A 12,054-nucleotide genomic window follows, 5' to 3' on the forward strand; every position below is an offset into this window, starting at 1 on the left:
ACAGGCGCAATGCCCAAGGATTACGCAGGGGCACCATGTTTTCGCCGCATAGCAGCATTGCAAAAAGAAATATTGTGCACCCGCAGCAATTAGCGCTAACTTAAGGTCATAGGCAGGGCCAAGCGCCCCGCTTTCGGAAAGACCAGACACATTCCTCCTCCTCCCGAATGTGTCTGATTTTACCAAGACTTGGATGCATCCACTCCTCCTCCCGGATGCAGCCGAGTTTGGAAAGACCAGACGCGTCCATCCTCCTCCCGGATGTGTCTGTTATTGGCGGCGACATCTACCTCCTCCCAGATGTCGTCGCCCCCTTTCCCCTCCCCTCATATGACAGTTTTATGACCCTGCGCCATCTTGCCGCGCGGGCAAAACCGTTTTTTAACAACAAGTTGCGCCACTCATAACCTATGCGCTTTCTGCATAGCGGCATTGACTTTATGCCCGTTGTGCAAATGCAGAAAGGGCGTAAATAGCGGGCAACGAGATGATCAACGGATGAAAAAAGAGGCGCCGAAATGGCTTACATGAACACAACGACCGCAAACACAACTTCCGTCTTCGCCCGTATCGGCGGCGCATTCGAAGCACTGGCAACCCGCTACAAACAGCACCGTCTGTACCGTGAAACTTTCGACGGTCTGAGCGCGTTGAGCAACCGTGAACTGGCCGACCTTGGTCTGAGCCGTTCCGAACTGCGCCGCGTCGCATGGGAATCTTCCCGCGGCTAAGCAGAGATAGAGATCGGACGCCAGAACCCCTCCCTGTTCTGTCGTCTGAAAGCCGGGGTGCGCGTCACCTTCCTCCTCCCTGAATGAGGCGGACCCCGCAAGGAGACCCGAAGCCGACCCTCCCTCGACGCTTCGGGCCGACATAGAAACGGCGGCACCTTCCTCCCAAGGTGTCGTCGTTTTTGTTTGCAAGGCCCTGTTTAGGCAGGCTTTTGACAGCCCACCGCAGGGTTTAATTTAGAACGGTACGTCTTTCCCGCCGGTCAAGAACCGCGAGACGACCTTCTTCGTCCCGGCTTTTTCGAAAGCGACTTCCATCTTGTCGCCTTCGATGCCGATCACTTCGCCATAGCCGAATTTATCGTGAAAAACGCGCTCACCCATCTCAAAGGCGGCGACCGCTTGCATGTCGATCGTGACATTGCGGCTTTCGCGCGGCTGGCTGGTGCCCCGCGCCCCACTGCGCGATTGCAGGCGTTTCCAACCCGGTGAATTATAGACATTTGCGCTTGCCGCACGGTCATGCAGGTCCGATTGCGGCATGGCCGCGCCAAAGCCACCGCCGTAAAGCCCCGGCGGGGTCAGCACATCCACATGTTCTTCGGGCAGTTCATCAATGAAACGCGACGGCATCGCATTTTGCCATTGGCCAAAGACCCGGCGATTGGCGGCGAAAGAGATCGTGCAAATCCGCTCTGCCCGGGTGATGCCGACATAGGCCAGCCGCCGCTCCTCTTCGAGCCCTTTCAGCCCGCTTTCATCCATCGAACGCTGCGAAGGGAACAGCCCATCTTCCCAGCCCGGCAGGAAAACCATGGGGAATTCCAAGCCCTTGGCCGCGTGCAGCGTCATGATCGAGACCTTCTCGCCATCGCCCTCCTGCTCATTATCCATGATCAGGCTAACATGTTCGAGGAAGCCCTGCAGATTTTCGAAGCCTTCTAAGGCTTTCACCAGCTCCTTGAGGTTTTCCAGCCGCCCCGGCGCTTCGGGCGTTTTGTCATTCTGCCACATGCCGGTGTAGCCGCTTTCGTCGAGAATCATCTCGGCCAGTTCGACATGGGACACCTCGGGCGGGCCGTAATCCACCCGAAGCGGCGCGACGCCATCGTCAAGCACCGCGTCGTCTTCGCTGATTTCGATCCGCGGACCTTGCAGCATGGACGACCAACGGTCGATCCCGTCGATCAAAAGCCGCAGTTGCGCCGCCCCTTTGCCGCTGATCCCGCCATGCGCCAAAAGGATTCGCGCGCCTTCGACGAGGTTCACCCCGTGATCCCGCGCCGTGCGCTGAATTTTCTGCTGTGCCTTTTCGCCCAGACCGCGCTTGGGCGTGTTCACGATCCGCTCGAACGCCAGATCATCGTCAGGGCTGGTAACCACGCGGAAATAGGCCATCGCGTCGCGGATTTCCAAACGCTCGTAGAACCGCGGGCCGCCGATCACCTTATAAGGCAGGCCAATGGTCAAAAACCGGTCTTCAAAGGCGCGCATCTGGTGGCTTGCGCGGACAAGAATCGCCATATCGTCAAGCGAAAAAGGGTCGAGCCCCCTTGTGCCGCGCTGCGCGGATTCGATCTCATCCCCGATCCAACGCGCCTCTTCCTCGCCATCCCAATGGCCGATCAGACGGACCTTTTCGCCCTCGGTCTCTTCGGTCCAGAGGGTCTTGCCCAAACGCCCCTCATTGCCCGCGATCACGCCCGAGGCAGCGGCGAGGATATGCGGGGTCGAGCGGTAATTCTGCTCAAGCTTGACCACATGGGCGCCGGGGAAATCCGTCTCGAACCGCAGGATGTTGCCCACTTCAGCCCCGCGCCAGCCATAGATCGACTGGTCATCGTCCCCCACGCAGCAGATGTTCTTATGCCCCTGCGCCAAGAGCCGCAGCCACAGGTATTGGGCCACGTTGGTATCCTGATATTCGTCGACGAGGATATATTTGAACCAGCGCTGATACTGCGCGAGCACATCCGGGTGCGCTTGAAAAATCGTCACCATATGCAGCAGCAGATCGCCGAAATCGGTCGCGTTCAGTTCGATCAGACGGCGTTGATATTGCGCGTAAATCTCAGGCCCGCGATGATGGTATGCCCCGGCATCCGCGCTCGGAATCTTGTCCGGGGTCAGTGCGCGGTTCTTCCAGCTGTCGATGATCCCCGCCAGCATCCGCGCGGGCCAGCGCTTGTCGTCGATCCCTTCGGCAGCGACCAATTGCTTGAGCAGGCGCAGCTGATCATCCGTATCGAGAATCGTGAAATTGCTTTTCAGCCCCACCAATTCCGCATGCCGCCGCAGCAGCTTGACGCAGATCGCGTGGAAGGTGCCAAGCCATGGCATCCCCTCGACCTGCTGGCCGAGCATCTGGCCCACGCGGGTCTTCATCTCGCGCGCGGCCTTATTGGTGAAGGTGACCGCCAAAACCTCATGCGGGCGCGCGCGCCCGGTGTTGAGCAGATGCACGATTCGCGCCGTCAACGCCCGCGTCTTGCCGGTGCCCGCCCCGGCGAGCATCAGTACGGGGCCATCCAAAGTCTCAACCGCGGCCCGTTGGGCGGGGTTCAACCCCTCCAGATAAGGCTGCGGACGCGCGGCCATGGCGCGGGCGGAGAGAGAGGCGCCCTCAAAGGCGTCCATTTCGTCAAAATCACTCATGCCCGCAATCTAGCGCGTCCAGGGTACGAGATAAAGAGACGTTCCTCAAATGTTCTTTCGAAAGATATTCAAGTCCGATTTGGTACCGCCGCGGGCAAAACCGGGTGAATTTAAAATGCGGGGGAAATCTTTACCCGTTGATAATGCTTTGGCGGCAATGTGCTGACACAACGATAAACGAGAGGAACCGCTCATGTTCAGAAACGATGATGCTTCGGTACTGCGCCGAGAGATTGACCGGTTCAAGCTGCCGATGTTCATTGCCGAATTGAACGCGGACAGCGGGCATTTCGAACTTTTGGCCCTCAACACCGCCCATGAGGCGCATAGCGGCATGGTGATGAGCGAGGTGATAAACCGCCCCCTGCACAGTTTTATGCCCCATGAGGAGGCCGAGGCGGTCAATGAACGCTATGCGCGCTGCGTCTCGAATGTGGGGCAAATCCGCTATCGCGAGATGCTGCATATGCCGCGCGGGCCGCTGATTTGGGATACCACGCTGCATCATGTGCAATCTTACCGCGGCCTCGACCGGGTGGTGGGCAGCGCCATCGTTGTAGAGCGGGTGCAGCGGGACAACCGCGATACCCTCGCTTTTGAGGATGTGCGCTATTTCGCGGCGACATCTTCGTTCAAACTCGAACAAATCTCGACGGTGCTGGATGCCGCCGAAAAGGGGCTGATCGATCCGGCGAAGCTCACCGGGTCGGCGGGGATGCTGGCCGGGCTCTGCCGCGCCATCGACAGCACCATGCAAGAGCTACGCTCGATCGCGCAGGAACGGCTGGACGCCGAGGCCAATCCGACCGTTCACCTGATCGACATGGAAGGCACCGCCGCCAGCGAAGGCGACGAAATCGAAGCAGCCATCGCGGCGCTCGTGGATATGGCGGACAACCTACCCACACCGCCGGGCCGCAAGGTAAGCGAGGCCGCACCCCTCGCCCGCTCGGCGTTCCGTCAGTAGGGCTCCGGCGCCCGACCAAGACGGCAGCACTCTCAACCTATTTCCGACGCAGCCGCACCATCTGGACAAACCGCAACCCTTTGGCGCAAATGCCGCCATGGACCTACATGCAACCTACCCCGCCCTTTCGGACCTTCGCAGCCGCGCGCAGTCGCGCCTGCCTAAATTCGTTTGGGAATACCTTGATTCCGCCACCGGGACGGAGGCCACAAAACACCGCAACCGCGCGGCCCTAGACCGCGTCGGGCTGATGCCTTCGGTGTTGCACGGCGAATTCACCCCTGACCTCAGCGTCGATCTGATGGGGCAAAGGCTTCCCCTGCCCTTCGGCATGTCCCCCTTGGGCATGTCCGGCCTGATCTGGCCCGATGCCGAAGCCCATCTTGCCCGCGCGGCGGATCGCGCCGGCATCCCCTTTGGCCTGTCCACCGTGGCCGCGACCTGCCCGGAAGATGTCGCACCCCATTTAGGCGCGCATGGTTGGTTCCAACTCTACCCGCCGCGTGACCCGGAAATTCGAACCGATATGCTGGCGCGGGCCAAGGCTGCGGGTTTCTCCACTTTGGTCCTGACCGTCGACGTTCCGGTCGCCTCGCGCCGTGAGCGGCAGACCCGTTCTGGCCTGACCAGCCCGCCCAAATTGACCCCACGGCTGATGGCGCAGGTCGCGATGCGCCCAGCTTGGGCGATGGGCATGGCGCGCCGGGGTCTGCCGCATATGAAAATGCTCGACAAATACACCGAAGGCACGGCCACCGCGAACCTGCCGCCCACCGCGCATGTGGGCTATCTGCTGCGCACCGCGCCCGATTGGGATTATCTGCATTGGCTGCGCGACCATTGGGAGGGGCCGCTGGTGATCAAGGGCGTGCTGCGCCCCGAAGACGCCACGAAGATGGAAAAGGCCGGGGCCGATGCGATCTGGGTCTCGAACCACGCAGGCCGCCAGTTCGACGCGGCCCCCGCCAGCGCCGAGGCGCTGCCCGCCATTCGCGCCGCCACGAGATTGCCCGTCATCTTTGACAGCGGCGTTGAATCGGGTCTCGACATTCTGCGCGCCTTCGCGCTCGGCGCGGATTTCGTGATGCTGGGCCGGGCCTTCCACTTTGCCCTCGCCGCCCTTGGGCCGCGCGGGGTCGATCACCTGATCGATGTGCTTGCCCGTGACTTGACCGCCAATATGGGACAGTTGGGCGCGCGGAACCTGCGCAACCTTCCAGCCCCCTTTGGTCTCTCGCCGCTCTGATCGGAAAGCTTTCAGAAATGTGACAAAGACGTTCACAGCCCTCTTGCGCTGCACCGCAGCATCCCTAAGCTGCCTCTAAAACCAGCAGGGGAGACCAGCCAGTGACCGATTTCAAAAAAATCCTGATCGCGAACCGTGGTGAGATTGCGATCCGCATCATGCGCGCCGCCAATGAGATGGGCAAGAAAACGGTTGCGGTCTACGCCGAAGAGGACAAGCTGGGGCTGCACCGTTTCAAAGCGGATGAGGCCTATCGCATCGGTGAGGGGCTCGGCCCCGTCGCGGCCTATCTCAGCATCGACGAGATGATCCGCGTGGCCAAGGCGGCGGGCGCCGATGCCATCCACCCGGGCTATGGCCTGCTGTCGGAAAACCCGGATTTCGTCGATGCCTGTGAGAAAAACGGCATCACCTTCATCGGCCCGCGGGCCGAGACGATGCGCGCCTTGGGGGACAAAGCCTCAGCCCGCCGCGTCGCCATGGCGGCGGGGGTGCCGGTCATCCCCGCCACCGAAGTGCTGGGCGAAGACATGGACGCGATCCGCGCCGAAGCGGCCGAGGTCGGCTATCCGCTGATGCTCAAAGCCTCTTGGGGTGGCGGCGGGCGCGGGATGCGGCCGATCATGTCCGAAAAGGAACTGGAAGAGAAAGTCCGCGAAGGGCGCCGCGAGGCCGAAGCCGCTTTCGGCAATGGCGAAGGCTATCTGGAGAAGATGATCCTGCGCGCCCGCCATGTTGAAGTGCAGATCCTCGGTGACAAACAGGGCGACATCTACCACCTGTATGAACGCGACTGCTCGGTCCAGCGCCGCAATCAAAAGGTGGTTGAGCGCGCCCCCGCCCCCTATCTGAGCGAGGACCAACGCGCCGAAATCTGTGAGCTTGGCCGCCGCATCTGCGCCCATGTGAATTACGAATGCGCGGGCACCGTCGAGTTCCTGATGGATATGGAAACCGGCAATTTCTACTTCATCGAGGTGAACCCCCGCGTGCAGGTCGAACATACCGTCACCGAAGATGTCACGGGCATCGACATCGTCCGCGCCCAGATCCTCATCGCCGAGGGCAAGCCACTGGCCGAGGCGACGGGCAAGGCGCGGCAGGAGGACATCACCCTCACCGGCCACGCGCTGCAAACCCGCGTCACCACCGAAGACCCGCAGAACAATTTCATCCCCGACTATGGCCGCATCACCGCCTACCGCTCGGCCACCGGCATGGGCATCCGGCTCGATGGCGGCACGGCCTATGCGGGCGGGGTCATCACGCGCTACTACGACAGCTTGCTGACCAAGGTGACGGCCAAGGCGCCGACGCCCGAGATGGCCATCGCCCGCATGGACCGCGCCCTGCGCGAGTTCCGGGTGCGCGGGGTCAGCACCAACATCGCCTTCGTCGAGAACCTGCTGAAGCACCCGACGTTTCTGAACAACGAATACACCACCAAATTCATCGACGAGACGCCCGAACTGTTCCAGTTCGAGCAGCGCCGCGACCGCGCGACCAAGGTGCTGACCTATATCGCCGACATCACCGTAAACGGCCATCCAGAGACCAAGGGCCACGCCCTGCCCGCCGCCCATGTGCGTGACCCGAAGCCGCCCGTGCTGCGCGGCGAGCCGCAGATGGGCACGCGTAACCTCTTGGAACAAAAGGGCCCCGAGGCGGTGGCCGAGTGGATGGGCCAGCAGCGCCAACTGCTTATCACCGACACCACCATGCGCGATGCGCATCAATCGCTCTTGGCCACGCGGATGCGCAGCCTCGATATGATCAAGGTGGCCCCCGCCTATGCCGCCAATCTGCCGCAGCTTTTCTCGGTCGAATGCTGGGGCGGGGCGACTTTTGACGTGGCCTATCGCTTCTTGCAGGAATGCCCGTGGCAGCGCCTGCGCGACCTGCGCGCGGCCCTGCCCAATGTGATGACCCAGATGCTGCTGCGCGCCTCTAACGGGGTGGGCTATACCAACTACCCCGACAATGTGGTGCAGAAATTCGTGGCCACGGCGGCCAATACCGGCGTCGACGTGTTCCGCGTGTTCGACAGTCTCAACTGGGTTGAGAACATGCGCGTGGCGATGGATGCGGTCGTAGAATCCGGCAAGATTTGCGAGGGCACGATCTGCTACACGGGCGACATCTTTGACCCTCACCGCGCGAAGTACGACCTTCAGTATTACGTCAATATGGGCAAGGATCTGAAAGCCGCGGGCGCGCATGTGCTGGGGCTGAAAGACATGGCAGGCCTGTTGAAACCGGCCCAGGCCCGCGTGCTGGTCAAGGCGCTGAAATCCGAGGTCGGTCTGCCGATCCATTTCCACACCCATGACACGGCGGGCAGTGCCACGGCCACCATCCTCGCGGCCTCTGAGGCGGGCGTCGATGCGGTCGACTGCGCGATGGATGCGCTTTCGGGCAACACCTCTCAGGCGACGCTCGGCACCGTGGTTTCGGCCCTGCAACATACCGACCGCGACACCGGGATCGACATGAAGGCCGTGCGCGAAATCTCGGACTACTGGGAAGAAGTGCGTGGCCATTACGCGGCCTTTGAGACCGGGATGCAGGCGCCCTCCTCCGAGGTTTACCTGCACGAAATGCCCGGGGGCCAGTTCACCAACCTCAAGGCGCAGGCCGCCTCCATGGGGCTGGAAGACCGCTGGCCCGAGGTGGCGCGCACCTATGCGGATGTGAACCAGATGTTCGGCGATATCGTAAAGGTCACGCCCTCGTCCAAAGTGGTGGGCGACATGGCGTTGATGATGGTCTCCCAAGGGCTGACCCGGGCGCAGGTCGAAGACCCGAATGTCGATGTCTCCTTCCCCGACAGCGTGATCGACATGATGCGCGGCAACCTCGGCCAGCCGCCGAATGGCTTCCCGGCGGGCATCGTCAAAAAGGTGCTGAAGGGCGAGACGCCGAACACCGAACGCCCCGGCAAACATCTGGCCCCTGTCGATCTTGAGGCCGTGCGCAAGGAACTGTCCGACCAGTTGGACGGCATGCAGATCGACGACGAAGACCTCTGCGGCTACCTGATGTATCCCAAGGTTTTCCTCGACTACATGGGCCGCCACCGCGTCTATGGCCCGGTGCGCACCCTGCCCACGCATACCTTCTTTTATGGCATGGAACCGGGGGCGGAGATCTCGGCCGAGATCGACCCCGGCAAAACCTTGGAAATCCGTCTTCAGGCCGAATCTGAGGCCGGAGAGGATGGCGAGGTGAAGGTCTTCTTTGAACTCAACGGCCAGCCGCGAATGATCCGCGTGGCGAACCGGCTGGTCAAGGATGCCACCGTGCAGCGCCCCAAGGCCGAGGCAGGCAATCCCGATCACATCGGCGCGCCGATGCCGGGGGTCGTGGCCTCCGTCGGGGTGAAAGCGGGGCAGCAGGTCAAGGCGGGCGACCTGATCTTGACCATCGAAGCGATGAAGATGGAGACGGGCCTCCACGCGGAACGCGATGCGGTGGTAAAGGCCGTGCATGTGCAGGCCGGTGGCCAGATCGATGCGAAAGACCTGCTTGTCGAGTTGGAGTAAATCACCCCCGGGCGCGGCCCCCTGCCGCGCCTTCACAAGGAGCGAGCCGATGCATCTTTCTGCGATAACCCTGATCGTCCCCGACTATGACGCCGGCATCGCCTTTTACTGCGGCGCCATGGGGTTCGAACTGACCGAAGACGTCGACCAAGGCCGCAAACGCTGGGTCCGCGTCACCCCGCCCGGCGGCGAGACGGGGTTCGTCCTGGCCCGGGCGGACGGAGAGGCGCAGCGCGCCGCCATCGGCAATCAGGGCGCGGGGCGTGTTTGGCTGTTCTTGAAGGTTAAGGATTTCGCGGCGGAATTTGATCGCCTGACCGCTGCGGGCGTGACCTTCGAAGAAGAACCGCGTCATGAGCCCTATGGCAAAGTGGCCGTTTTTGGCGATCCTTTCGGAAACCGCTGGGATTTGCTGGGCGATTGACCCCTCCCGCGGCTCCGCGCCGCATTGCCATTGCCCGGCCCATCGCTATCTTGGCTTTTGACTGAGCCTGAGCGATCCCATGCCCTACGAATGGACCACCCCGCCCCGCGCCACTCCGCAGCAGATGCGCCTTTGGCCGCATCAATCCCTGCCCGCGCGCGGCTTTGCGGCCTTCATGCTGGCCAGCTTTACGCTGGCGATGATTCCGCTTTTCGCCATGCTCGGCACCGCCCTGCTTTGGGGGCTGCTGCCCTTCGTGCTTTTGGCTTTGGGGGCGGTCTATTGGGCTTTGCAGCACAATCACCGCACCCGCCAGATCGAAGAGGTGCTGACCCTCGACGACACCACGGCGCGGCTGGTGCACACCACCGCCAAGGGCGAGGTCAAGGATTGGGACTGTAACCGCTACTGGACCCAAGTGAAGAAATATGACGATGACGGCCCCGTGCCGCATTACGTCACCCTACGCGGCGAGGGCCGCGAGGTTGAGATCGGTGCCTTTCTCAGCGAAGAAGAGCGCATCGCGCTCTACGACGATCTGGCGCGTCACCTGCAAAACTGAAAAGGGCCAGACACTGAAAAGGGCCAGACACTGAAAAGGGCCAGACCTTGCGGCCCAGTCCCCTGCCCTTCAACTCAATCGCGGCTCAGCTCAAGCGGTCTTTGATAACCGGGCCCACCGCGCCGAAATCCATCTGGCCGGTATACCGCTCTTTCAACAGCCCCATGACCTTGCCCATGTCGCGGATCGAGGTCGCGCCGACATCGGCCACGGCCTTGTCCACGGCGGCGGCGGTTTCGGTGACGCTGAGCTGCCTTGGCAGGAACTCTTCGATCACCTCGACCTCCTCGCGCTCGCGCTCCGCCAAGTCCAGCCGCCCGCCCTCTTCATAGGCGCGCGCCGATTCCTGACGCTGTTTGGCCATTTTGCTGAGGATGCCCAGCACCTCGGCATCCGACACGCCCTCATCCTTGCCATTGGCCCGGGCGGCGATGTCCTTGTCCTTGATCGCGGCATTGATAAGCCGCAGCGTCGAAAGCCGGTCCGCCGCCTTGTCTTTCATGGCCTGTTTCAAAGCATCCGAGATGCGCATCCGCAATGACATGGTGGTTTCCTGTGTTTCGCTAAATCCAAGGGTCGCAGCTTACCTGCTCTCTCCGCGCGGAGCAATGGGGGGCGACCATAGGTAACCCCCTGTTCTGAAACGATATCTCATTTCCCTCCCCCTATTGACCCCGCGCCCGCGCGGGATTAGGTTGCCACCCGTTTACCCGCCCCTTTCTGCCCGGAGACTGCCCCATGTCCGCGCCCGCTCGCCCACGCCCAACCGCCTGCCTTGCCCTTGCGGATGGATCGATTTTCTACGGCATGGGGTTTGGCGCGACCGGCCAGACCGTGGCGGAGTTGTGCTTCAACACCGCGATGACCGGCTACCAAGAGATCATGACCGACCCGTCCTATGCGGGCCAGATCGTGACCTTCACCTTCCCGCATATCGGCAATGTCGGCACCAACCCCGAAGATGATGAGACGGGCGATCCGGTCGCCGCGGGCATGGTCGTCAAATGGATGCCCACCACGCCCAGCAGCTGGCGCAACATTCAGCCGCTGTCGGATTGGCTGGCATCGCGCGGCCGCATCGCCATCGGCGGTGTCGACACCCGCCGCCTGACCCGCGCGATCCGCCAGCAAGGCGCGCCGCACGCCGCTCTCGCCTATGACCCGGATGGAAACTTCGACATCGAAGCGCTGGTCGCCGCCGCGCGCGGTTTTGCCGGGCTCGAAGGGATGGACCTGGCCAAGGACGTGACCTGCGCCCAGACCTATCGCTGGAACGAGATGCGGTGGGCCTGGCCCGACGGCTACGCGCCCCAAACCGAAGCCAAGCACAAGGTGGTCGCCGTGGACTATGGCGCGAAACGCAACATCCTGCGCTGCCTCGCCTCTGCGGGCTGCGATGTCACCGTGCTGCCCGCCACTGCGACCTATGAAGACATCATGGCCCATGAGCCCGATGGCGTCTTCCTCTCCAACGGTCCGGGCGATCCGGCGGCGACGGGCGCCTATGCCGTGCCGATGATCCGCGAGGTTCTGGACAAGACCGATCTGCCCGTCTTTGGCATTTGCCTTGGCCACCAGATGCTTGCACTGGCGCTTGGAGCGACCACGGTCAAGATGAGCCACGGCCATCACGGCGCCAACCATCCGGTCAAAGACTATGACACAGGCAAGGTCGAGATCACCTCGATGAACCACGGTTTCGCGGTCGACGGCCAGTCCCTGCCCGAGGGCGTGCGCGAGACGCATGTCTCGCTCTTTGACGGGTCGAACTGTGGCATCCGCGTCGATGGCCGCCCGATCTGGTCGGTCCAGCACCACCCCGAAGCCAGCCCCGGCCCGCAAGACAGCTATTACCTGTTCGAGCGGTTCAGCGAGGCGATGGCCGAGCGCAGCGCGTAAAATTTTCTACATGCACTGATTGCGCAGG

Annotated in this window: 9 protein-coding genes; 7 read left to right on the forward strand and 2 right to left on the reverse strand. The window is 62.3% G+C overall.

Annotated elements, in window-relative coordinates:
• The first annotated feature begins 527 nt into the window (after positions 1 to 527).
• Positions 528 to 731, forward strand: coding sequence for a DUF1127 domain-containing protein (locus ACGYK7_RS05970; RefSeq protein WP_271693367.1), 204 nt, complete (start codon positions 528 to 530; stop codon positions 729 to 731).
• A gap of 237 nt (positions 732 to 968) precedes the next feature.
• Here ACGYK7_RS05970 and ACGYK7_RS05975 read toward each other — a convergent pair whose 3' ends face one another.
• A complete protein-coding gene (locus ACGYK7_RS05975) occupies positions 969 to 3,386 on the reverse strand; it encodes an ATP-dependent helicase (RefSeq protein WP_394399959.1) in 2,418 nt (805 codons plus the stop codon).
• A 193-nt stretch (positions 3,387 to 3,579) separates the two neighbouring features.
• Here ACGYK7_RS05975 and ACGYK7_RS05980 point away from each other — a divergent pair, with 193 nt between their 5' ends.
• The 5 genes from ACGYK7_RS05980 to ACGYK7_RS06000 all read left to right on the forward strand — a co-directional run bounded on the left by ACGYK7_RS05980 (position 3,580) and on the right by ACGYK7_RS06000 (position 10,127).
• The gene (locus tag ACGYK7_RS05980; protein ID WP_394399961.1) at positions 3,580 to 4,353 is read left to right on the forward strand and encodes a hypothetical protein; all 774 of its coding nucleotides are present in this window, start codon (positions 3,580 to 3,582) and stop codon (positions 4,351 to 4,353) included.
• A 97-nt stretch (positions 4,354 to 4,450) separates the two neighbouring features.
• Entirely contained in the window at positions 4,451 to 5,599 is a 1,149-nt protein-coding gene (locus tag ACGYK7_RS05985; RefSeq protein WP_394399963.1) for an alpha-hydroxy acid oxidase, read from the forward strand.
• Between the two features lie 101 nt (positions 5,600 to 5,700).
• Positions 5,701 to 9,141: a pyruvate carboxylase gene (locus ACGYK7_RS05990; protein ID WP_394399965.1), complete on the forward strand. Its 3,441-nt coding sequence runs from the start codon at positions 5,701 to 5,703 to the stop codon at positions 9,139 to 9,141.
• 49 nt (positions 9,142 to 9,190) lie between these two features.
• Positions 9,191 to 9,565, forward strand: a complete 375-nt coding sequence (locus ACGYK7_RS05995) for a VOC family protein (protein ID WP_394399967.1) — start codon at positions 9,191 to 9,193, stop codon at positions 9,563 to 9,565.
• A gap of 79 nt (positions 9,566 to 9,644) precedes the next feature.
• Complete coding sequence (locus ACGYK7_RS06000) at positions 9,645 to 10,127, forward strand: DUF2244 domain-containing protein (protein WP_394399969.1); 483 nt, start codon at positions 9,645 to 9,647, stop codon at positions 10,125 to 10,127.
• Between the two features lie 85 nt (positions 10,128 to 10,212).
• Here the strand turns inward: ACGYK7_RS06000 and ACGYK7_RS06005 are convergent, their stop codons facing one another.
• Entirely contained in the window at positions 10,213 to 10,671 is a 459-nt protein-coding gene (locus tag ACGYK7_RS06005; RefSeq protein WP_067262660.1) for a GatB/YqeY domain-containing protein, read from the reverse strand.
• A gap of 194 nt (positions 10,672 to 10,865) precedes the next feature.
• On the opposite strand from ACGYK7_RS06005, the gene carA reads away from it, so the two are divergent.
• A complete protein-coding gene (gene carA, locus ACGYK7_RS06010) occupies positions 10,866 to 12,026 on the forward strand; it encodes a glutamine-hydrolyzing carbamoyl-phosphate synthase small subunit (protein WP_394399971.1) in 1,161 nt (386 codons plus the stop codon).
• Positions 12,027 to 12,054 lie beyond the last annotated feature (28 nt).

This window comes from Sulfitobacter sp. 1A15299, assembly GCF_043556915.1.
GTDB lineage: Bacteria > Pseudomonadota > Alphaproteobacteria > Rhodobacterales > Rhodobacteraceae > Sulfitobacter.